Source organism: Candidatus Hydrogenedentota bacterium, from assembly GCA_019637335.1.
GTDB lineage: Bacteria > Hydrogenedentota > Hydrogenedentia > Hydrogenedentales > JAEUWI01 > JAEUWI01.
Genome location: JAHBVV010000001.1, coordinates 678,951 through 702,893, shown reverse-complemented (window position 1 = coordinate 702,893; position 23,943 = coordinate 678,951). Strand labels below are relative to the sequence as shown.

Sequence of the window (23,943 nt, the reverse complement as noted above, 5' to 3'; positions counted from 1 at the left end):
TAATCCGTGGTCACAACTCCTGATCGCGGCCGCCCGCCGCTCCCGGCGCATTCGTGTGCATTGGTGTCCATTCGTGGTCAAAAACACACCCTCATTCAACCACCTACTTCATCTGCGTACAAGAGCCATCCTCTGCGCTCTCTGCGGTTAAAGCCCTTCTCTGTTTCTCTTCGTGCCCTTCGTGGTGATCTCTTCTTTGGTTGCGGCCAGAGGCTGCGCTGTGCTCTTTGTGGCTCCCGATCCAATGCCCCCCGCGCATCGACCCCGCATCCCGACTTGGATCGATTCCATACACCTTGGCATGGCACCCCTATTGGCCGAGCCGCGCCCGGACCGCCTCCGCCAGCGCCGGCAGCGTCGTCCCCGCCGGTCCCCGCAGGAACGCGTCCGTGATGTTGTGGGAAAACCCGGTTGGCTCCAGATTGCACTCGATGATGAACGCGCCGTGCTGTTTCGCCGTCACCGGAATCTGCGCTGCGGGATACACCGTCGCCGATGTTCCCACAATAAGGACCACATCCGCCGCGCGCGCCGCGTAATCCGCCGCCGCGGCCGCCTCCTCCGGAATGTAGTCGCCAAACAACACCACATCCGGCTTCATCACCCCGCCGCACGCGCACCGGGGCGCCTTGTCCGTCCGCTTCAGGATGTCCAGCGCCCGCGTCCCGTCGCACCGGAGGCACCGCATCTGCCGCGCATTCCCATGGTACTCGATCACCTCCACGCAGCCCGCCGCCTGGTGCAAATTGTCGATATTCTGTGTGATCACCGCGCGCAGCCGCCCCAGGTCCTGGAGCGCCGTCAACGCCCGGTGCGCCGCGTTCGGAGCCACGCTCCCCAGCATCGCGCCCAATTCATACCACATCGTCCAAACGCGATCCGGATCCGCCATGAACGCAGTTACCGTCGCATACTGCTCCGGCGGGTACGTATCCCAGATGCCGCCCGGGCTCCGAAAATCCGGAATCCCGCTCTCCACCGAGATGCCCGCCCCCGTCACCGCAATCACATGCGACGCCCGCGCGATGGCGTCGGCGGCGCTGTCCAGGGCACTATCCATCGGGTCCATACTCCTCGTCTCAAGTCGGCCTGGAAGCTTGCACCGAAATCCTACAATGCTCCACGGTGTGCCACGTCCAAGCTCCGCGGCGCCGCCGCGAAGGCTTGAGCGTGCGAGACTCCAGATGGGCGCCAGCGGTCAGGCGCAGCATGTCATCCACAACGGGCGCCTCAACGCGTCATGAGCCGTGCCGCCGCCCACAGTATACCCCACGCAACGCCCCCGACGCCCCGTTAACCGCCGACACCTCCTCGCCTTTTCCCCCCTGCATTTCGATGCCCGAATGCGCTATGATGAAATCCTCGGCATAGGGGAGCCCCCCGGGGACGCAAGCGCGCCCCGTGGCCAATTGATACGAGGAGTAACAGAATGAAAACGATGCATTGGGCCCTGCTGGCCGCCCTCGGCCTCGCCGCGTGCAACGCCACCGCCGCGCCCATCCACGAAATCACCATCGACGGCAACTTCGATGACTGGGCGGACGTGCGCGCCTACTTCGACGAGGCCGACGACCAGCACGACACCGACCACGATGGCGAGTTTGATATCCCAGACTACGTCGACCACCCCGACGTCGACCTGCTCGAATTCAAGTTTGCCCACGACGAGGAAAACCTCTACGCCTACTTCCGCTCGCGCGGCCAGATCGGGCGCACCAGCAACCAGGCCGACCACGGGCGCGCCGGACGCTTCTACATCATCGTCACCATCGATGTCGATCAGGACGATACCACCGGCTACCCTCTCCACGAGGGCGGCTATTACCCCACCACCCCCGGCTACGACATGAACATGGAGGTCGAGTTCTTCGACGGCGAATTCAACACCGGCCACTACCTCCTACACGGCTGCCTCGGCGACCAGGGCAGCCCCTCCTTCCTCGTATCGCAGATGGAACAGGCCCTCGGCCTCGTCAGCATCGTCCCCGGCAACTACGACTGCTACACCCAATGGGTCTGGTACGACACGCCCCCCGCGCTAAACCCCGCCACACACGGCGAACCCATCATCCTGCCCTCCGGCGAAGCCATCTATTGGGTCGTCGACCGCGGCCCCGTCTATCCCGACTCCATCGTCACAATCGCCATCTCCGGCGATGGCCACGAGGCCGAAATGAAGGCCCCCTTCCGCGGCTTCATGAAAGATTCCACCACCGGCCAGCCCATCATCGCCCTCGGCAAAAAGCTCGACCTCTCCTTCTCCCTGGAGGCCAGCCCCGAGCTCGTGCCCAGCGATCGATGGGGCTCCGACACCGCCGATCCCATCGAGAAATACGTGCTCGGTTCCGAGCTCGCGGGAAGCAACCGCGATCGCGCCGGCCACGCCGGCGACATGAACGACGATTTCCGGCTCGACTCCAGCGAAATCCTCCGCCTCATCCAGCTCTACAACCTCGGCGAGTTCCACTGCGACCCCGCCGGCGAAGACGGATTCAGCCCCGGCCCCGGAGACCGCACCTGCACGCCCCACAGCGCCGACTACAACCCCGAAGACTGGAACCTGGATCTCTCCGAGATGCTCCGCGCCATACAGATCTACAACTGGGGAGCCTACGAGCTCTGCGACCTCTACGGCTCCGAAAGCGAAGACGGGCTCTGCCTGCCCGCCGAATAAGCCTGGCGCGCCAGGATCGCGGACATTCCTGTCCGCGGCAAAGTGAGCTGGATTTCCCAATAGCCCCGGCGACATCGCTCGCCATCCCGAAATTCCAAGGCTTGGCCAGGCCCGAGTTCAATTACTGTTGCCCGATACGGCAACGTGAGAGCGCAAACTGGGAGCGCAGGTCGAAGATGCGCCGTGGTGGACGGCCCGCCCGCATCGCGCCGCAAGGCGCAACGCATCGCGGGGCCACCCCGTCCACGGCAAATGTAGGATAGCCGTCCCGGCTGTCCATCGCGCCAAAGGCGCAAAGGATCGCGGACATTCCTGTCCGCGGCAAAGTGAGCCGGATTTCCCAATCGCCCCGGCGGCATCGCTCGCCATCCCGAAATTCCAAGGCCTGGCCAGCCCGAGTTCAATCACTGTCGCCCGATACAGCAACGTGAGAGCGCAAACTGGGAGCGCGGGTCGAAGATGCGCCGTGGTGGACGGCCCGCCCGCATCGCGCCAAAGGCGCGCAAAGGATCGCGGACACCCCTGTCCGCTGCGAATGTAGGATAGCCGTCCCGGCTGTCCATCGCGCCAATGGCGCAAAGGATCGCGGACATTCGTGTCCGCGGCAAAGGAAGCGCCGATCCAGCCAAAATCGCGGCGTCCCGCCAATACCACCGCGAAAGGAACGTGGCACAGGCGTCTCGCCTGTGGTAAGCGCCGAAGGCGCCTGCATCGCGCCGCAACCCCTCACGAGCAACCGCTCAAAAATTCAGCGCGTCCAGGCTCGTAATGCACGAATCCAGCGGCACCGTTTCAATATGGGTGGCCCCCATCTTCGCCAATTCGTAGCGCACCGCCGCCAGGCCCATCGTCTTATTCGTCGTGCTCACCTGCACGCTGAACTCCGTGTACCCGTCGCCCGGATTCATCGTCGGCTCGTCGGCAAACAGCGCGTTCTCCCCGAGGAACTTCAACACCGCCTCCACCAGCGCGTTCTTCACGTTGAAGAACAGCAGCACCTTGTCCTCCGCGTAGATCGAACCCTTCAGGTTCAGCAGGAACATGCGCGCAAGCTCCGCCTTCTCCGGGTTCTCCCGGATCGCCGGATTCGCCCAGATCCCCGTCTCGGAGTTGAACACATCCTCGCCGATCTGCAACCCGTAATTCCGGATCGCGCTGCCCGTCTGCGTGATCTCCAGCCCGAAATCCACCGATCCGTTCACCACCTTCGCCTCGGTCTTGCCCCACGTCTCATAGATCACCAGTCCCCGGTCGATGCGCGGCGGCGTCTTGAACTTCTGCACCGAAAATGCGCCATGCGATTCCGCAAAACCCAACTTCTCAATCTTCTTGTGGAACCAGTCCAGCGCCAGATACGGCATCTCCGCCACCATCGATACCAGCGGCTTCTCCGCAAGCAGTTTCGCCAGCCAGTCATCGAAGCTCACCCCCGCCGGCAGCGGATTCAAAATCGTCACCAGCCGGACCCCGCCCCGGTTCAGCGAAAGCACCTTTTCGAGATTGATCTCTTTCTTATACTCGTACTTGAACTCCAGCACCCGCTCCTGGATCCAGTCATCCCCCGCGATAGCGATGTCGATTTCCTCGATCGCCAGCTGCGCGCCAAATTCCTGCGGGCGCCCGTCCCAGCCCATCAGCACCGCGTTCAGCGGGAACTTCGTCGGGCCGCCACTGTCGTAGCCGCGCGTCGGGAATCCCGCATTCTTCAACAGCGCGATAAGATTGCCGCCGCGGTTCGGATCCGCCAGCGATCCCGCCGGCATGCCGATGACGAGTCGTTCGTTGCTCATGCTGTGCTCCTGTGTCGTTAAACGGGGGGCGGCCCGAAACGGGCGAGGCGGGGCCGGAACCCCGGGAATCCTCCCGGCAGGGCGCGGCCGGGAACGTGGCGGCGCCGGATCGGGGATGACCCAGTATACCGCCCCCTGCCCCGGAGGTTCCACTCCGCGGCGGCGCGAAGTAGGCATTTCCCCCCAAAACTCCGTATAATAGCGCCGGTTTCACGGCCCGAAGCGCCGGAAATCCGCAAAAAACACCCCAGAATCCCGCCCGCGCCCATTAATTCCCGGCGCGGACGCACAACTGTGTCCGAACGGAGGCCCATGGCCCTGCGCTTGCCCGTATTCCCGATCGTCGAGTCCATCGCGCGCCAGCTCCGCCGAAACGACACCCCGCGCCTCGAGCTGGTCGGCCCCTGGGGCTCCGGAAAGACCCTCCTGCCCCTCCAGGTCGCCTCCGATCTCGGCGCCCCCCTGCTCTTCATTACCGCCGGCCGGCTCGAGGCCGAGGGCGTGCACGACGACCTCTGCACCTTCGCCGACGAGGACGGGTCCGCCCTCTTTCCCGCCTGGGAAGTCCTGCCCACCGACACCATGAACCCCGCGGACGACATCGTCGCCGAGCGCATGAACACGCTCAAGCGGCTCTCCGCGGCGAAGGAGGCCGGCGCCCCCATCCATGCCGTCGCGCCCCTCCGCGCATTGCTCCAATACGTCGTCAACCAGCGCCGCCTCGCCGAGGACAGCCTCGTGCTGAGCGTGGGGGAGGAGCACGATCTCGACGCCCTCCTCGCCCGATTCATCGGCATGGGCTACGTGCGCGAGCCCATGGTCGAGCACCGGGGCGACTTCAGCCTCCGCGGCGGGATCCTCGATGTTTTCCCGATCTCCAGCGAGCTGCCCTACCGTGTTGAATTCTTCGGCGACGAGATCGACTCCATCCGCCGATTCGAGCCGGAAACGCAGCGCTCCATCGCCCAGGAATCCGAGGTGCACATCCTGCCCCGCTCGGAAAAGGCGCTGCTCGCGGCCCGGGAGGGGGGCCGCCTCACCGTCCTGTCCGACTACTTCCCGAAAAACACGCTCGTCGTGCTCGACGAACCCCTGCGTCTCCGCGAAGCCGCCGAAGATCTCGACGCCCAGTTCGCCGGCAGCCCCCACCACCTGCCCTGGGAAAAAGCCCTCGAAGAATTGGCCCGTTTCAAGCAGATCCACCTCGCCCAGATCGGCTACGACCGCGACCCCGATACGCCGCGCTTCCAGGCGCCCATGCAATCCATCACCGGATGGGCCGGGCACAGCGGCGATTTCTGGTCCCAGCTCAAGCAATGGGACCTCGACGGCTTCACCGTACAGCTCCTCTGCGTCAACACCGGCGAGCGCCGCCGCCTCTACGAGCTCCTCGAAGAGCAGGGCTACCGCCCCGGCGAGGACGCCTTCGATCTGCGCGTCGGCATCGGGCGGCTCCAGTCGGGCTTCACCGCAAACGCCGAGAAGCTCGCCGTCCTCTCCGAGCGCGAGATGTTCGGCCGCCACTACATGCGCCGCAAACGCCGCCGCTTCGAGGCCGGCCAGACCATCACCCAGTTCAGCGATCTGGCCGTCGGCGACTACATCGTCCACGCCGACAACGGCATCGGCCGCTACGTGGGCCTGCGCCGTATCGAGGGCAAAGCCGGCGATTACATGACGATCCAGTACGCGGGCGGCGACACCATGTACGTCCCCGTAACGCAGATCGACACCATCCAGAAGTACGCGGGCGGCGATGGGGCCGTTCCGAAGGTCGACCGTATTGGCGGCAAGACCTGGGCGAAGAAGAAAGCCTCCGTCAAGAAGGCCGTGAAGGACATGACGGAAGAGCTCGTGAAGCTCTACGCCGCGCGCGAGGGGCTCACCGGGCACGCCTACGCCCCCGACACCCCCTGGCAACGCGAATTCGAGGACGCCTTCGAATACGACGAAACCCCCGACCAGGCCCGCGCCATCGACGACATCAAGCGCGACATGGAATCCGCCCGCCCCATGGACCGCCTCCTCTGCGGCGACGTCGGCTACGGCAAGACCGAAGTCGCCCTGCGCGCCGCCTTCAAGTCCGTGATGGACGGCAAGCAGGTCGCCCTGCTCGCGCCCACTACCGTGCTCACCCAGCAGCACTACAACACCTTCACCGAACGCATGGCGGATTTCCCCGTCCGCATCGAATTGCTCAATCGCTTCCGCAGCCCGAGGCAGCAGAAGGAAACCATCGACCGCGTAAAGGCCGGCGAGGTGGATATCCTCGTCGGCACCCACCGCATCACCTCGAAGGACGTCAACTTCAAGGATCTCGGCCTCGTCATCATCGACGAGGAACAGCGCTTCGGCGTCGCCTCGAAGGAGAAGCTCAAGCAGCTCCGGACCCACGTCGATGTATTGACGCTCTCGGCCACACCCATCCCGCGCACGCTCCACTTCTCCCTGATTGGCGTCCGCGACATGAGCCTCATCAACACCGCGCCCAACGACCGCCTCCCCATACATACCTGCATCGAGCCCTGGGACGAGCAGGTCATCCGCGAGGCCATCGAACGCGAGCTCGCCCGCGAGGGGCAAGTCTTCTTCCTGCACAACCGAGTCCAGACCATCGACAAGATCGCCGCCCACGTCAACAAGCTCGTGCCCCGCGCGCGTGTCGGCGTCGGCCACGGCCAGATGGCGAAACACGAGCTCGAAGAGATCATGACCGAGTTCGTCAGCAAGCGGATCGATGTGCTCGTCTGCACCACCATCATCGGCTCGGGCATCGACATCCCCAACGCGAACACCATCATCGTCGATCGCGCCGATACCTTCGGCCTCGGCGAGCTTTACCAGATCCGCGGGCGCGTCGGGCGCTATAAACACCGCGCCTTCGCCTACCTCCTCATCCCCGGCCACAAGGCCCTCAGCGAGGAGGCCCAGCAGCGCCTGAAAGCCCTGGAGGACTTCTCCTCGCTCGGCTCCGGCTTCCGCATCGCCATGCGGGATCTCGAAATCCGGGGTTGCGGCAACATCCTCGGGGCCGAGCAGAGCGGAAACATCGCCGCCGTCGGCTACGAAACCTACAAGGACCTCATCGCCGAGGCCGTCGCCGAACACCAGGGCCAGCCCCTCCGCAAGCGGACCCTGCCGCCCTTTGAGATCCACCTCGACACCCACATCCCCGACGCCTACGTGCCCGTGGCCCAGCAGAAGATGACCCTCTACCGCCGCATTGCCGGCGTCACCGCCGTGGAGGAGGTCGACGAACTCTTCGACGAACTCAAGGATCGCTACGGGGCGCCGCCCGCACCCGTGCGCCGCCTCCTCGACGTCATGCGCGTCCGCGCCCTGGCTGGCGAGGCCGGCGCGAAATCCGTCACCGCCGCCAAAAGCGTGGTCTCGATCCAGTTCGAGGCCAGCCGTTTCCCCGACAAACAGGCCCAGAACCGGCTCTACCAGACCTACGGCGGAGCCATCGAACTCGCCTGGCGCGACCAGCCCGCCATCACCCTCAAGGTCGACACGGACCGGGAGGGGCCCTGTGAAGCCGCCATACACCTCCTCAGGCAGCTCGCCGATCTATAGCACCCCGCGTTGTAGTTAGTGTAGGGTGCGGTCCTGATATTACCGATGAACTACGTGCGCTATGGAGCGCACCTTCAACCCTCATCGCTTCTTCGATCCCATTGCCTGGGCCGATGGCCCAGGCTGGTTTGAAGCAGGCCTTCGGCCCTGAGTTTCGGTATTACTTCAGCGGAATGAAGCTGCTTGATTCCTCGACGATACAATCCCGCGTCGCAACGGAAGTCCGGACGAATGGGAGCGCGGGCGGCCCGCCCGCAACGCGCCGGAGGCGCGAATTTGTTACACAGCGGTAGTCCGGTTCCAATCGTCTCCCCGATCACATGTGCCGATATCGCAAACACGCCACGCACCTCAGGTGCGTTGCAGGCGGGGAGGCCCTCCTGCGGCGCGTCTTCGACCTGCGCTCCCAGCCTTGCGCGCTCTCGTCGTAGGATCGCGGCATAACAAGAATGGGCTAGCGCTACTTCAGACCGCTAAAGTGTTACGAATTTCGGAATAGCATTTCTTCTGCGCCGAAGGCGCCAATGTAGGATAGGCGTCCCGCCTGTCCCCAGCGCCGAAAGGCGCGCCGGGATCGCGGACATTCGTGTCCGCGGCAGGAGGAGCGCAAGACTTCATGTGATCGTGGCACTCGTGAAATGGCCCCGAACCCCATTGCATTCCGGTCCTGGGGACGCGGGGACCCTATTCCAGGTCAGACATACCCGTCGAATGCCGAAGCGGGCGTTGCGGCGGCCAGGCCGAGGGTACGCCGCGGCAGAAATGCCCGCGATCATTTTTGCCGTGCTTCCTCTCAAGTTGCCGGAGTGTCTGGAGCTATACATGCTCGCTACTTCGCTCGGCGAAAGTGTTACGACATTTCTAGCCTCCCCGCGCTCGAAGCGCGGTAATATCAGAACCGCATCTATACTATCTGAACCTGACCGGGAGCCGCGCCCCAAACGTCTAGTTTCCATGCGCCCGCCGTTTCTGCTACGCTGGCTCTCCTCATTGGAGGCAACCCCTACAGGAAGGAAAAGACAATCCCATGAGCAGGAACTTTCACGCACTGACCCTGGCCGCCGTGGCGCTCGGTTTCGCGCTGTGCGCCGCCGCCCGAGCCGACCTCTGGATGCCCAGCGTTTTCGGAAGCAACATGGTCCTCCAGCAGAACCAGAAGAACCCCATCTGGGGCAAGGGCGCCCCCGGAACGACGCTCACCATCTCCTTTGCCGGCGAAGAGCAGCAGGTCACCGTCGGCCAGGACGGGCGCTGGCACGCCGCCCTCAAGCCCGTCAAGGCCAGCTACGCCGCCCACGACCTCCGCGTCGCCCACGGAGCCGTATCGCTCTATTTCGACAACATCCTCGTCGGTGAAGTCTGGGTCGGCTCCGGACAGTCCAACATGCAATGGTCCGTCCAGCAATCGGGCAACCCGGAAGCCGAGATCGCCGCCGCGAACTACCCGAACATCCGCCTCTTCCACGTGACTCGGAAGACCGCCGATACCCCCCAGGAAGACTGCGAGGGGACGTGGCAGGTCTGCACGCCCGAAACCATCCCCGGCTTCTCCGCCGTCGCCTACTACTTCGGACGCGAGTTGCATACCCAACTCGACGTGCCCGTCGGACTGATCCATACCTCCTGGGGCGGCACGCCCTCCGAATCCTGGACCAGCGCCGAGACCGTGGCTGCCGTGCCCGCCTTCGCCCCCATCACCGAGCGCTGGAAGAAAATCGTCGCCGATTGGCCCCAGACCCAGGCCGCCTACGATAAACAGCTCGCCGAGTGGCAGGCCAAAAAAGATCGCGGCGAAGCCACCGACCAGGACAAGCCGCGCCCGCCCATGGGCCCCGATCACCCGCACCGCATCTCCAGCCTCTACAACGCCATGATCCACCCCATCGTGCCCTTCGGCATCAAGGGAGCCATCTGGTACCAGGGCGAGTCCAATGCCGGCCGCGCCTACCAGTACAACACCATCTTCCCCGCCATGATCCAGGACTGGCGCGCAAAATGGGATCAGGGCGATTTTCCCTTCTACTTCGTACAGCTCGCCAACTTCTACCCCCGCAAGGAGGAGCCCGCGCCCGAAAGCCCCTGGGCCGAGCTGCGCTTCGCGCAATTCCTCACCCTCAACCTGCCCAACACCGGCATGGCCAGCGCCATCGATATCGGCGAAGCCGGCGACATCCACCCGAAAAACAAGCAGGAAGTCGGTCGCCGACTCGCCCTCTGGGCGCTCAACAAGGACTACTTCCAGCGCGGCGTAACCCCCTCCGGCCCGCTCTACAAGTCCCACGAGATTAAGGACGGCAAGGTCATCATCCACTTCAATTACGCCGAGGGCCTCCACGCCCGCTACGGCGACGAAGGCGGATTCACCATCGCCGGCGAAGACCAGAACTTCGTCTGGGCCAACGCCATGATCCAGGGGAACACCGTCGTCGTATCCTCCCCCGACGTGCCCGATCCAAAGGCCGTCCGCTACGGCTGGGCCGACAACCCCGTATCCACCATCTACAACGCCGCCGGCCTACCCGCCAGCCCCTTCCGCACCGACAACTGGCCCTGGATCACCGCCGCCGCCGAATAACCCCCCCATATCCATCCACGTATCCCGGGAGCCGCCAGTCAACGGGCGGCTCCCGAACTTTTCAGCCAATCCTCCAAAGCCCACCAACCGAGGATCGCGGGCATTCCTGCCCGCGGCAACAAACGCCCCCGCCCCCGACAACACCGCCCCCCCAGCGAACGCCAACGTGGGCTGAAAGTACGCCGCAGGCGGAATAAGCGTCCACGCTTGTCACGGCCACCCGCCCGAGAATCTGCCAGGCCGTTCCCCGTTCAATCCACCCCAACCCCACGTCACCACACACCGCCCCAAAAAAAACCACACCCCCTTGATCATTTTCCCGATTTCGCGCCATAGTAATAGCAGACACGGGAAATACGCATGGATCCCGAAGAAACAACAAACGACATCGTACTCATGATGCGCGTGCGAACGGGCGACGCGTCCGCCTTTGAAGTGCTGTTCAACCGCTACCAGCGCCCGCTACTGAGCTTCTTCTACGGCTTGTCTCACAACCCCAGCCACGCCAGGGACCTGTCGCAGGAGACCTTTCTGCGCGTCTGGAAGATTCGCAGGCGTTACCAGGCCTCCGGAACATTCCCGGCGTACCTGTTCGCCATCGCGCGCATGATCTGGCTGGAATACTGCCGGCAACAGCAAAAAACCTGGCGCCTCGGCGCGCGCCAGGGCGAAGAAGCCCTCAACACCCTCGCCGCCGGATGCGACGCCTGCCCGGAAACACGCGCGTCCCGCCTGGAGCTCCGCGACCAGATTCACGCCGCGCTCGACGAGCTGCCCGAGGAGCAGCGCATCGTGTTCGTCCTGCGCTCGATCGAAGGCCTCTCCCTGGAGGATATCGCAAATATTCTGGACTGCCCGGTAAACACCGTCCGCTCCCGCAAAATCCTGGCCGTGAAAAAGCTCCGCTATCTGCTGGCGTCGTGGATGGAGAGCGACCCGAAACCGGATAGCGCCAGCGCGGCCGGGGCCGGTCGGAACGGGCGCCGCGAAGCCCGGAGAACATAAAGGAATCTTACGACCATGGAATGCCGCAACATACGCCGCGCCCTGCCAGCCCTGCTGGATGGCGACCTGCGTCCGGATCCCGCCCGGGAGGTCCAGCGACACGTGGACGCCTGCGCCGCCTGCGCCGCCGAACTCGAATCCCTGCGGGCCTTCCTCGCCGAAACCGGCCGCGCCCTGGCCTACCGAGGCGCCCCGCTCGAGTTCGAGGCCCTGCGCGCACGCATGGCCGCCGTGGATCCCCTCGACGAAATCGTGCGATTCAAGCTGCCCAACCTCCGCGTGCCGGGAGCCGCGCCACGATTCATCACCGCAATGATCCTGCTCGCCATCATGGCAGGCGTGCCCTATGCCTTCCGCCACACCCGCCAGGTATACGCCGCCGTACGCTGTCCCTTCGAAATGCAACAGCGCACCCTCGACGCCGCCCTGGACGAGGACCGATTTCCGGGCGATCCCCTTGATTACACCGCGTCTCTGGATACAATGCCGGACCGCGAGGGCGATGCCTGAGGCGGTCCGGAATCGCCGCCTGCGGTAGCCGGCATTATTCGCCGTATGGGCGCTTTCCCAGCAACAGTCCGCCCTTGGCGTCGCCGCCGTTCCAGAGATCCCACTCCGGTTCGGAATGCGCCGCGAAGAACGCGTGAAGGCGCTGCTGCAATTCGGCCTGAATCTCCTCGTGTGCGGCGTCTCCCTGCAGGTTGAGCCGTTCCCCCGGATCGCTTTCGAGGTGGTACAGCTCTACCGCCGGATCGCCCAGGCGCTCAATGTACTTCCACGTATCCGTCCGGATTGCCCGCACGTTCTCAAACTCATAGTAAACTTCGTTCGTCCAGTCGACCTGCTTGCCGCGCAGCAGTGGCGTATAGCTTCGCCCGGGAGAAGGCGGATCCGCCGCCTGTTCGTCCGAAAGCCCCACGTAATCCAACACCGAAGGCAACAAATCGTAATTGCTGACCAGGTTGTCCACCACGCCTCCCGCCGGGATCGATCCGGGATGCCGCGCGATCAGCGGCACGTGCATCGTCCAGTCAAAGGCCGTGAGGGGCCGCGTGTGATCGCCCATGCCCCAGAAGCCGCTCTGTCCGCCCGCAAGCCCCTGATCCGCCGTGAAGATGACGAGCGTCCGCTCATCCAGCCCGAGCCGTTTCAGTGCCGATAGAAGCTCGCCGACGCCCGCGTCCACCGCGCTGACTTCCGAGGCGTACTTGCGCGCGGAAGTTACATTGTTCAGCATCTGTCGATTGTTGTGCAGCCAGGGGTGCGGCGTATCCCGCGTGAACGAAGGCAGCGCTTCCTCCGCGTACACCGTCGCGAACTCGTTGATAGGCGGCGTCAGCGCGCTGCTCCCCAGACCATACGGGCCGTTGTAGGCGAGAAACAGGAAGAAGGGGCGGTCGCGATTCGCCTCGATGAACTCAATGCCCCGGCGCGTCCAGTAAGGCGTCTGGTGTTCCGCGAGCGTTGTGACGGCTCCATTCTCGATGATCGCCTGATTCACAAAGTCCGTCGTGTGCCCCTCCGGCTTCGTGACCCAGAAGCTAAACCCCTCCTGCGGCGTCATGTTGGCGCCCAGGTGCCATTTCCCGCTCAGCCCGCAGGTATAGCCGTTCTCGCTCAGAATCTGCGGCAGCGTGGCGAACTCGGCCAGCGTCGAATACGCCTCGGGGCCCATCATGACCTTCGTGTCGATGTACTTGTGGACCCCGTGCTGGCTCGGCATGAGTCCCGTCAGATACGTGGCGCGCGTCGGCGAGCACACCGCGTTGTTGGCAAAGGCGCGCGAAAAACGCACTCCTTCAAGCGCCATCCGATCCAGGTGGGGCGTCTGGATGTCGGTGTTGCCGTAGCTGCCCAGCGTCCACGCCCCATGATTGTCCGTCATAATGAGCACGATATTCGGGCGCTCCGGCGGGACGGCCTCGCACCGCAACGCGAGAAGCAGGGCAAACATCAGCGGCGTCAAGGCGGAAATTTGGCGTGTGAGGCGTTTCATCGGTGGCTCTCCGTGGTTGCGTATATGCGCATCCGGAAGGCCAGTGTAGCAGAGCAGGGGAGGCGGGCACACCACCAACCACATGCCACTTCCTACCAAAACCACCTCGAAAAGAAAGTGGCACAGGTCCACGACACGCCGGAGGCGGGCGTCCCGCCTGTGTTCAGCGCCGAAAGGCGCAAATGTAGGATAGCCGTCCCGGCTGTCCATCGCGCCGAAGGCGCGAGGATCGCGGACATTCGTGTCTGCGGCAACGTGAGCCCACCTCCAAAAGTTCCCCTGCCCCCCACCAAAGCCACCTCGAAAAGAAAGTGGCACAGGTCCACGACACGCCGGAGGCGGGCGTCCCGCCTGTGTTCAGCGCCAAAAGGCGCAAATGTAGGATAGCCGTCCCGGCTGTCCATCGCGCCGAAGGCGCGAGGATCGCGGACATTCGTGTCTGCGGCAACGTGAGCCCACCTCCAAAAGTTCCCCTGCCACCCACCAAAGCCACCTCGAAAAGAAAGTGGCACAGGTCCACGACACGCCGGAGGCGGGCGTCCCGCCTGTGTTCAGCGCCAAAAGGCGCACCAGGATCGCGGACCACTCGGAGCGCAGGCGGCCCCCCCGTTAATACAAACCGGCCGTGACCGATGCGTCTTTGCCCGCCATCAGCGCCTTGTAATCCTCCACCTTCCCGCCGGACATGCAGCAGTCGATGATCTCCCGGCCCAGCGGATCCAAGTCCGGCTGCACAAACTTACTCAACTGCTCGTGGAAGAACGCCGTCAGGATCTTCGCCCCGGCGTCGTAAGCGCCCGGGCCCACTTCCGGCTGCGTGTCCACTTGCAGGAACCACCGCGGTATCGTGCTCCCCTCGATACGCATCGTCTGCAGCGCATACCCGAGCAATGGGCAGCGCGCCGGCACGATCTGGTCCGAGTTGAACCGCGCGTGCCCACGCCGCGCCAGATAGTCGCGCACGAGCCACTGCGGCATGAAACCCGTCTCCCACGCGCCAATATTCTGATTCGGAATCAGCACGTAGCGCGTCGCGGGCGCGTTCTGGAACTGCCGCAGCAGCAGGTTCGCCTGCGCCACCTTCTTCCCCGTGGAAAACGGCCAGTAACTGCCCACGCCCTCGCTGCTCATGCCCCCCGTGTCCACGATACTCGGGTTGGCGTGCCCGCGCGGGGCCACCAGCCGCCAGAGCCACGCGAGCGCCGGCGGAAGCACGTGAAAAAGCCCCAGGATGCCATACGTCGGATTATCCTGCGTGCACGGCGGCGTGCGTACGCCGAAAGATCGGATATTGATCTGCACATCCCCATCGACCGCGTTCGGCACCACACTCCGTGGTATCACCACCCGTGGGTTCGGACACGCCTTGCCCGGCTCGTCCTGGATATGATCCCAGATCAGCGCCGTTCCCCCCGGAACCGCATCGATATTCAAAAACAGCTGCGACTTCTTCGGGTGGATCGTCAAATGTTCAAGATCCGGGTCCGTCCCGTACTCCTTGATGTGATCCACGCGCACGAACCACCCGTTCTCCGCGTCCGCCACCGAAAGCAAACCCTGATCCTTCTGGATCGAGGGGTGGCACAGCGCCATGTCGTCACAAACCGGGTAAAGGTCGCACGTCCGCGGAATTTCCAGATACCGCCGCTCGCCCGTCAGCGTGTTTCTACCGAGCAGCAGGCGGCCATCCGGCAGCCGGTGCGGCTGTTGCAGCATTTCGCTCTTCCCCCCGCCGCTCGCTCCCTCGTGCATAAACGTGACCGTATTGTCATATGGCGTCACCACCTGCACCGAGGAACAGTGCGCCGTCACCCAGCCCTCCTGCTCTCCCAGCTCGATCAGCGCCCCGTAAACGCCCTTCTTCGCGCTCGGTCCCGGATACAGGTTGTACGAGAAGATTTCGTGAATGTCGCCGCGATCATGCACCACAATCTGCTTGCCGCCGAAGTGCGTATGCCGGAACGGCGGCGCCACATAAATGATCGAGGCCGGATTCAGTTGCCGATCCAGCCGCTCCAGATCCACCACCCCCTGAAGCAGCCCCAGGCCAAACGCGAAGAAGCCCGCATTGGCGGGGCAAATCGCCAGGGCATCGGCCCCGAAATCGGGTTGCCCCATGGTGAAGGCGAACACGGCCAGGTCCTGGCGGGCCAGCCAGGAGAAGGTTTCCTGTTTCAGATCGCTGAACTCGAAATCGTAGCGGCCACTGAAATGCGGCTTGTCCGACGGGTTGCGATCCGCCACCAGCATGCATTCGGAATCACGGCGGCGCATGTACGGTTCCCGATAATTGGCGCTCACACCGTTCCGCACCCGAGCCACATCCACCTCGTCGAACCGGCTGCCGTCGGGCAGGTCGTACGAGACAACCGCCTGCTGGTTTTCAGGGGAGCCGCAGGCCAGGTCCTCCAGTTCCTCAACGCTGCACGCCACAGCCACGGACGGGGCCTCGCGGAGAACTCGCTCCAGCGCCGCGGGCAGGCTCGCCCGCGCCAGAAAGGATTCAAGATTCATACTACGTTCTCCGCGTTTGGGGTGCGAATGCCACGTCCTTCGCCGGGCGACAAGACTGCTGGCGCCTGGTGGAATCGGCTGGACAATGGTTGGCGAGGAGCGTGCGCGACGGCGGGCGTGAGGAACGCCGCGAGTCGCCGCTCTGGCCCAGGGAAAACAAGTCCGGAGACAGTCCCCCCGCGTCGCCCATTATCCATCAGCGCCCGCCTGTCAATCAAGAATTACGCGGCCCGCGCCGGAGCGGCACGGCAAATCGCCGTGCCGCTCCAGCCCCCAGGGCCAGGTCGAATTAACGCATCGCCACCCGCGGCGCGCACAGGCACGAACTCGTCGGGCGATCCGCCACATCGTCCCAGGCCTTGTCCAGTTGCATCGCATACCGCGCCGCTTCCGAATTCTTTCCCTGCGCCTCCAGCGACTGCGCCAGCCCAAGCAGGGACCAGCCATTGCCCGGATGCGCGGCCTGATCTTCCCGGTAGAGCCTCTCCGCCCGTTCCGGATGCCCCGCCTCCAGCAGCAGCGCGCCCATCGCGTGGCGCACCGGAATCATCCAGCCCGGCGGCTCGTCATAGGCAAGCCGGTCCTCCGCCGCGATGCCCGCTTCCAGCGCCGCCCACGCATCCTCAAGCCGCCCCTCGCGATAGGCCAGCTCACCGTCCAGCATATGGCGCGCGATCGGCAGCACATCGCTCAACTTGTTCGAAAAAACCCACCAGTCCTCCGGCACCGCCGGCACGCTCGCCTCAAACCGCGCAATCTCCTCGCGCGCCTCGTCCGTCCGCCCAAGCGCCGAGAGCGCAATCCCTCGGGAGTAGTGGTGCAGCGCCGTCATCACCGGACGCTTCGACGGCGGCGCGGGCTCCGTCAGGACTGCCTCCCATTTCCCGAAACGGATCATCACATGCCGTGTCGTCGGTATCACCCCCTCCACAACAAACGCCATGGCGTCGAGCACCGGGTCCGGAACCGCGACCTCCAGCCGCCGCGCCGCCGCCAGCGCCGGCTCGTAGCGGCCCTGCATCATATTCGCGTACGCCTCAAAATGCAGGTTGTGCGCGTGATACAGGTAGTACGTTCCCGGCTCCGTTCCGATTTCGAAGAACCGGTCGTCCGCCGCCACCGCAAGCTCGTTCGCCAGGGCCGCGTCGCTGTACCGTCCCACACGCGCAAACGTGTGCGACGGCATGTGCACCAGGTGGCCCGCGCCCGGTACGCGGTGCAACAGCCGCTCCGCCGACGCCACCGCCTTCGACGGATCCGGGCCCGCCTCCGTCGCGTGAATATACAGGTGACACAGTTGCGGGTGGTCCGGGTGCGACGCGAGCCCCTTCTCCAGCACCGAAACAATCTCCGCCGCCCGGTGCTTCGGCTGCTTCTCCTCCGTCCAGTAATCCCACGGCTGCAGGTTCATCAGCGACTCCGTGTACAGCGCCGCCACGTCCGGCTGCTCCCCGAAGGCCGTATAAACGCGCTCCATCGCCGCCGCGAACGCCTCGTCATACGGCCGTTGCGCCTCCGGAACCGGCCACGCCGTCCGCGCCGACACCGCCATCACCAGCATCGCCTCCAGCGGCGACTCCCGGTCCAGAATCGACAGGGCCCGCTGCGCCGCCTCGTGCGAGGCTTGCCATTGCGCCTCCGTCATCTCCGGCATATTGATATGCATGCCGTTCGCGTACGCAATGCCCCACCAAGGCATCGCCGCCTCCGGATCCAGCGCCGCCGCCTCCCTGAACGCGCGGATCGCCTCGCCATGGTTGAATCCATACAGCAGCACCAGGCCCTGGTTAAACCAGCGCTGCGCCTTCCGCGACCGCGTCGTGATCTCAAACGAATACGTGTCCAGTCCCTTCTCCAGCCGCGTTCCCGTCGCTCCCGGCGCGGGCGGCGCCTCCGCCCGCGGCGCGCCAACCACCAGCAATGCGGCCAGCGCCACCCAACAGATACTGCGATATCGAATACACATAATCCCATCCTCCTGCGTAAAAGGTTACCTCTCCCGAAACCGCTCCGCCGCGGCCCGGCCTCAACAAAACCCGGCGCCAAATCGCGCCAACGCCACCCCGAACTCCGCTTCATCAGCCCTTTCAGACCCCTCCGACCAAAGAGGGAGAGGGGCGGTCCGCAAAGTCCTGAGCGAGGAGCCGTCACTGCGCTGGTACAACCGAAACCCAACGACATGCGCATCCGCACACGCCTTGACTCCAATCACTGCTGAAGAAAACGACCCCGCCCGCCCGGCGAAGGATACTCCCGTGAACTGCGCCACCAGACAGTATACCCCGAAAACCGCCCAATGGGGAGCGCCAATTTCAGCAAAAAAGGAGAAATCCAAGTGCGCCCCGACCCAAACCCAAAATCGCGGGCATCCCCGCGAGGGACACATGCAATCCCGAGAAATGCCCAACCCGCCCAATCCTCCAAGACACCCCAACCCAGGATCGCGGGCATTCCTGCCTGCGGCAACGAACGCTTACACCCCCACAACACCGCCCCCCAACCCAGACTACCCAAACCCCACCACGCCCGTGCCACGCGATGGCGCCCCAGGCGCCTTCGTGTGCCTGGAGCAACACCACCACCACATCCAACCCAGCCACCCCACACGAGCGGCTCCACACGCTCCACACCCGCACAAAAAAACGCCCGGCGGCGCAAAACATACGCCGCCGGGCAATTCGCAACCGGACCGATACCCCGGCCCCGTCTCAATTCAATTCACAATCGACGGAAATCAGGCCGTCAGATCGAAGCGATCCAGGTGCATGATCTTCGTCCACGCCGCCACGAAGTCCGCCACGAACTTCTGCCGGCCTTCCACGCTGCCATACACTTCCGCGATAGCCCGAAGCTGCGAATTCGAACCAAAGACCAGGTCCACATCCGTGCCCGTCCACTTCACGCTTCCGGACGCGCGGTCCACGCCTTCGTAGACGCCCGCGGCCCCTTCGGCCTTCCGCCATTCCGTGTTCAGGTCAAGCAGGTTTACGAAGAAATCGTTCGACAGCGTCCCCGGCTTGTCCGTGAACACGCCGTGCTTCGCATTCTGGAAGTTCGCGTCCAGCACACGCATACCGCCCACCAGCGCCGTCATCTCCGGCGCCGTCAGGTCAAGCAACTGCGCCTTGTCCACCAGCAATTCCGGAGCCGGACGATCATACGACTTACCCACATAGTTACGGAAGCCATCCGCCGCCGGTTCAAGCACGGCAAAGGACGCTACATCGGTCGTTTCCTGAGAAGCGTCCGTGCGCCCGGGCGTAAACGGAACCTGGATGTCGTGGCCCGCCTTCTTCGCCGCGTCTTCCACGGCCGCGCAACCGCCCAGCACGATCAGGTCGGCAAGAGAGACTTTCTTGCCGCCCGACTGCGCCGCGTTGAAGTCCGCCTGGATATTCTCCAGCACGCCCAGCACCTTCGCCAGTTCCGCCGGCTGGTTCACTTCCCAGTCCTTCTGCGGAGCCAGCCGAACGCGGGCGCCGTTCGCGCCGCCGCGCATGTCCGAACCGCGGAAGGTCGACGCCGAAGCCCACGCCGTCGAAACAAGCTGCTGCGTCGTAAGGCCCGAATCCAGAATCTTCTTCTTCAGCGAGGCGATGTCCTTCGCATCGATCAGCTTGTGGTCCACCGCCGGAACCGGATCCTGCCAAAGCTCCGTTTCCTTCGGAACCTCCGGCCCAAGATAGCGCGAAACCGGGCCCATGTCGCGGTGCGTGAGCTTGAACCAGGCCTTCGCGAACGCCTCCTTGAACTCATTCGGGTTCTCGTGGAAGCGCTTCGAGATCGGGCCGTAAATCGGGTCCATCCGCAGCGCCAGATCCGTCGTAAACATGATCGGCGCATGCGACTTCGAAGGATCGTGCGCGTCCGGCACCGTGCCGTCGCCCGCGCCGTTCTTCGGCGTCCACTGCCACGCGCCCGCCGGGCTCTTCACCAGCTCCCACTCGTACGCGTAAAGATTCGAAAGGAACATGTGCGACCACCGCGCCGGAGCGCTCGTCCACGCCCCTTCCAGGCCGCTCGTGATCGTGTCCTCCGCATTGCCCTTGCCAAACGTATTCTTCCAGCCCAGGCCCTGCTCCTCAATCCCCGCCGCCTCCGGCTCCGGGCCCACATGGCTCGCCGGCCCCGCGCCGTGCGCCTTCCCGAACGTATGCCCTCCCGCGATCAGCGCCACCGTCTCCTCGTCATTCATGGCCATGCGCGCAAAAGTCTCGCGGATGTCGATCGCCGCCTTCAGCGGATCAGGCTCGCCATTCGGCCCCTCCGGATTCACGTAGATCAGACCCATCTGCACCGCCGCAAGCGGATTCTCAAGGTCACGTTCACCGGAATACCGCTTGTCGCCAAGCCACTCGCTTTCCGGGCCCCAATACACGTCCTTCTGCGCCTCCCACACATCCTCGCGGCCGCCCGCAAACCCGGCGGTCTGGAACCCCATCGACTCCAGCGCCACATTGCCCGTAAGCACCATCAAGTCCGCCCAGGAAATCTTGTTCCCGTACTTCTGCTTGATCGGCCACAGCAGGCGCCGCGCCTTGTCCAGGTTCGCATTGTCCGGCCAGCTGTTCAGCGGCGCAAAACGCTGGGTACCGTCCGAAGCGCCACCCCGCCCGTCCGCCACGCGATAGGTGCCCGCGCTGTGCCACGCCATCCGGATAAACAGCGGCCCGTAATGCCCAAAGTCCGCCGGCCACCAGTCCTGCGAATCCGTCATCAGCGCCGTCAGATCCTTCTTCAACGCATCCAGGTCCAATTTCTTGAACTCCTCCGCGTAATCGAAGTCCTCGCCCAGCGGATTGCTCTTCGCCGAATTCTGGTGAAGAATATCCAGATTCAACTGGTTCGGCCACCAGTCCGCGTTCGAGAGGCTGCCCGCCGCCGTGTGCCGCGCCGGCGTCGCCATCTGGCCCGTCACCGGACACTTCGCCGCCTCCCCTTCCGCCGCCGCGCCCTCCGCCGCCACAGCGCTCCCGAACGGGAACGCCAGACAGCCCGCCGCCAGCGCCGCAAGCCATCCCGCGCGCATCCGCGCACTCCGCTGGCTCGCCGGCCGGCCAGCCCCGCCGCTCGCGTGTGTAGTCGCCATAGCTGACATGTTCGTACTCCTTTTCTAGTGTTCTGCGTTTAACGGCCCGCCAACAAGGCCCGGTCGAAAGCGCGCATTCGCCCGCCTCCAACCCCGCCACGAAACACGCGGGCCACGCGTCCCCGCGGCAAAGGCCAATCTTGTCCAACACACATTCTTGCCGGAAACGAGGGTCCGGCGCCAGCTTCCGCCCCGGGCGCAGCCTCCCGGATGCAAATCCCCTAATTCCCCGGCCTCCCGATCGCGGCGCGGCGCATCCACCGCCCCCGCCGAAGGCGCCGGGATCCCCCCCAACGCGTCCCGCCAAAAACCGCCCGCACAACACGCAACGGCCACGCACCCGCCCGAACACCCCTACAGATATAACTCATTTATTGGACAATGTCAAGAAATTGATTCTATCCAATCTGAATCCCCGCGAGAAGCCGCCCGCCGGCCGCTCCCCATCAACAGCCCGCCCCCACACATCCGAACCCGCCCAAGCCCCACAATCGCCTTCCAGGACACACTCCAACCGTACAAGACCACCCCAACGCTCCCTTCGGTTTCAACACCCCCATACCCCGACCCCACAAGCCCCCGGGAAAAAGAAAAAGCCAACAGTGCGAAAAACGCGCCATTGGCCGACAATACAATTTAAATGGTGGGCGATACTGGACTCGAACCAGTGACCTCTGCCGTGTGAAGACAGCGCTCTAACCAGCTGAGCTAATCGCCCATGGGTCGTGAATCGTAGCACACGCCGCACGCGCCGCGCAATGCAAAATGGGATTCAAGAATCATGGCGGAGAGGGAGGGATTCGAACCCTCGTTACGGTTGCCCGTAAAACGGCTTTCGAGGCCGCCGCCTTCAACCACTCGGCCACCTCTCCGCGCTGGAAGCCGGAAGTGTAGCAAATGCGCGCCGCCCTTTGCCACCCGTCAGTCGCGGGCCGATTGGGCATCCCGCCACCGCGCGTCCCCGGCCTGCCCGACACAGCGCAAGCCCAAGTTCCCAATGCCACCCCACCCGATCGCTCCACGCAATCCAACCCCGCGCCCCCGCGTTGCGCCTCCCTTAACCCATCCTGTATAAAAAGACCCCACTTCAACCCACCCCCGCAGGAACCCACCATGCCGTGCGCCATGACCTTTACCCTCGAGGCCCGCGATCCCCAGTGCGCCGCGCGCGCAGGACGCCTCGTACTCCCGCACGGTGAAGTCCAGACCCCCGTATTCATGCCCGTCGGCACCCAGGCCACCGTTAAGGCCCTGTCGCAGGAAGACTTGCGCCTCATCGGCGCCCGCATCATCCTCGGCAACGCCTACCACCTCTACCTGCGCCCGGGAACCGATACCCTCGAACAGGCGGGCGGTATTCACGGGTTCATGAACTGGGATCGGCCGGTCCTGACCGATTCCGGCGGCTTCCAGGTGTTCAGCCTCGGCGCCCTCAACAAGATCACGCCCGATGGCGTCACCTTCCAGAGCCATCTCGACGGTTCGCGCCACCTCTTCACGCCCGAAAAGGCCGTCGACGTCCAGATCAGCATCGGCGCCGATATCATGATGTGCTTCGACGACTGCACCGCCTTCCCCGTCACCCGCGAAAAGGCCGAAGCCTCCATGCGGATGACGCACGGCTGGGCCATCCGCTGCCGCGCCCGGTGGGAAGCCCGCGAAGCCAATTCGCGCCAGGCCCTCTTCGGGATCGTCCAGGGCAGCGTCTACGAAGACCTCCGCCGCGAAAGCGCCCAGGGGCTCGTCGATCTCGATTTCCCCGGCTACGCCATCGGCGGCGTCAGCGTGGGGGAGAGCAAGGAAGAGATGGTCCAGGCCGTCGACTGGGCCGCCCCCTGCCTCCCCGAAGACAAGCCGCGCTACCTCATGGGCGTCGGGCCGCCCGAGGACGTCCTCAACGCCATCGAGCGCGGCGTCGACATGTTCGATTGCGTCATGCCCACCCGCAACGCGCGCAACGGCAGCCTCTTCACCAGCGCCGGCAAGGTCAACATCAAGAACGCCCGCTACGCCCGCGATTTCGGCCCCCTCGACCCCGCCTGTGCGTGTCCCGTTTGCCGCGTCTACACCCGCGCCTACCTCCACCATTTGTACCGCGCGGGAGAGATTTTGTCGTTGCGGCTGAATACTTTACACAACCTTTTCTTTATGTTACAATTGGCCGATTCCGCGCGTGAAGCCATCCGGAACGGCAGGTTTCTGGACTTCAAGCGCTCTTTTCTTCTAGCCTATTCCACCTGAAGGTAGCTGTGCTTTACCATGAGCTTTCAAAGTAGTCTGGATTCGATCCTTTTCCTCATCGCGCAAGTCTCCGAAGCGGTCCCCGCAAGCGCGCCATCCGGGGGCGAGGGCGCGCCGGCCGGACCCGCCGGCGGCGGATTCATGGGAATGTTGCCATTCCTCATGGCCGTCATCCTCATCATGTATTTCCTCACGATCCGGCCCCAGCAAAAGCGCGACCGCGAACGCCGCGATATGCTCGACGCCCTCGCCAAAGGCGATGAAGTCGTCACCGTTGGCGGTATCTGCGGGAAAGTCGTCGGAATCTCGGATGCTGATGTCGTTCTGCGGGTCGACGATGAGGTAAAGATCAAATTCATCCGCAGTTCCATTTCGCATGTGATCAAGGACAAGCAAGACGGGAAATAACGGGCGCCCGCCGGCCACGCACCGTACGCGCTCCCGGTCCTCCCGTTTAATCATTCGCCGCAGTGGAGTTATCCC

Annotated in this window: 13 protein-coding genes and 2 tRNA genes; 7 read left to right on the top strand and 8 right to left on the bottom strand. The window is 64.3% G+C overall.

What is annotated here, in order from left to right; all coding sequences use genetic code 11:
- Window positions 1-310: 310 nt before the first annotated feature.
- Window positions 311-1,060, bottom strand: coding sequence for an NAD-dependent deacylase (locus KF886_02540; protein MBX3176214.1), 750 nt, complete (start codon window positions 1,058-1,060; stop codon window positions 311-313).
- 369 nt (window positions 1,061-1,429) lie between these two features.
- On the opposite strand from KF886_02540, the gene KF886_02535 reads away from it, so the two are divergent.
- Window positions 1,430-2,674 (top strand): hypothetical protein, encoded by a 1,245-nt coding sequence (locus KF886_02535; protein ID MBX3176213.1) that lies wholly within the window; start codon window positions 1,430-1,432, stop codon window positions 2,672-2,674.
- A 740-nt stretch (window positions 2,675-3,414) separates the two neighbouring features.
- Here KF886_02535 and KF886_02530 read toward each other — a convergent pair.
- On the bottom strand, window positions 3,415-4,464 hold the full coding sequence (locus KF886_02530; GenBank protein MBX3176212.1) for a hypothetical protein: 1,050 nt from the start codon (window positions 4,462-4,464) through the stop codon (window positions 3,415-3,417).
- Between the two features lie 312 nt (window positions 4,465-4,776).
- Between KF886_02530 and mfd the strand changes: the two genes are divergently transcribed.
- The 4 genes from mfd to KF886_02510 all read left to right on the top strand — a co-directional run bounded on the left by mfd (window position 4,777) and on the right by KF886_02510 (window position 12,130).
- Window positions 4,777-8,040 carry a transcription-repair coupling factor gene (gene mfd, locus KF886_02525; GenBank protein ID MBX3176211.1) on the top strand — a complete coding sequence of 1,088 codons (3,264 nt, stop codon included), beginning with the start codon at window positions 4,777-4,779 and terminating at the stop codon, window positions 8,038-8,040.
- Window positions 8,041-9,067: 1,027 nt separating this feature from the next.
- Entirely contained in the window at window positions 9,068-10,615 is a 1,548-nt protein-coding gene (locus tag KF886_02520; protein ID MBX3176210.1) for a sialate O-acetylesterase, read from the top strand.
- A 360-nt stretch (window positions 10,616-10,975) separates the two neighbouring features.
- On the top strand, window positions 10,976-11,620 hold the full coding sequence (locus tag KF886_02515; GenBank protein ID MBX3176209.1) for a sigma-70 family RNA polymerase sigma factor: 645 nt from the start codon (window positions 10,976-10,978) through the stop codon (window positions 11,618-11,620).
- A gap of 15 nt (window positions 11,621-11,635) precedes the next feature.
- Window positions 11,636-12,130 carry a zf-HC2 domain-containing protein gene (locus tag KF886_02510; protein MBX3176208.1) on the top strand — a complete coding sequence of 165 codons (495 nt, stop codon included), beginning with the start codon at window positions 11,636-11,638 and terminating at the stop codon, window positions 12,128-12,130.
- Between the two features lie 34 nt (window positions 12,131-12,164).
- Here the strand turns inward: KF886_02510 and KF886_02505 are convergent, their stop codons facing one another.
- The 6 genes from KF886_02505 to KF886_02480 form a co-directional block, all read right to left on the bottom strand.
- Window positions 12,165-13,616, bottom strand: coding sequence for a sulfatase-like hydrolase/transferase (locus tag KF886_02505; protein MBX3176207.1), 1,452 nt, complete (start codon window positions 13,614-13,616; stop codon window positions 12,165-12,167).
- 609 nt (window positions 13,617-14,225) lie between these two features.
- On the bottom strand, window positions 14,226-16,130 hold the full coding sequence (locus tag KF886_02500; protein MBX3176206.1) for a DUF4914 family protein: 1,905 nt from the start codon (window positions 16,128-16,130) through the stop codon (window positions 14,226-14,228).
- A 289-nt stretch (window positions 16,131-16,419) separates the two neighbouring features.
- Window positions 16,420-18,096 carry a hypothetical protein gene (locus tag KF886_02495; GenBank protein ID MBX3176205.1) on the bottom strand — a complete coding sequence of 559 codons (1,677 nt, stop codon included), beginning with the start codon at window positions 18,094-18,096 and terminating at the stop codon, window positions 16,420-16,422.
- 768 nt (window positions 18,097-18,864) lie between these two features.
- A complete protein-coding gene (gene katG / locus KF886_02490; GenBank protein ID MBX3176204.1) occupies window positions 18,865-21,159 on the bottom strand; it encodes a catalase/peroxidase HPI in 2,295 nt (764 codons plus the stop codon).
- 701 nt (window positions 21,160-21,860) lie between these two features.
- Window positions 21,861-21,937: transfer RNA gene (locus KF886_02485), tRNA-Val, on the bottom strand.
- 64 nt (window positions 21,938-22,001) lie between these two features.
- Window positions 22,002-22,091: transfer RNA gene (locus KF886_02480), tRNA-Ser, on the bottom strand.
- Window positions 22,092-22,344: 253 nt separating this feature from the next.
- Here KF886_02480 and tgt point away from each other — a divergent pair.
- The gene (gene tgt / locus KF886_02475) at window positions 22,345-23,460 is read left to right on the top strand and encodes a tRNA guanosine(34) transglycosylase Tgt (protein MBX3176203.1); all 1,116 of its coding nucleotides are present in this window, start codon (window positions 22,345-22,347) and stop codon (window positions 23,458-23,460) included.
- Window positions 23,461-23,601: 141 nt separating this feature from the next.
- Complete coding sequence (gene yajC, locus KF886_02470) at window positions 23,602-23,868, top strand: preprotein translocase subunit YajC (GenBank protein ID MBX3176202.1); 267 nt, start codon at window positions 23,602-23,604, stop codon at window positions 23,866-23,868.
- The last annotated feature ends 75 nt before the right edge of the window (window positions 23,869-23,943 follow it).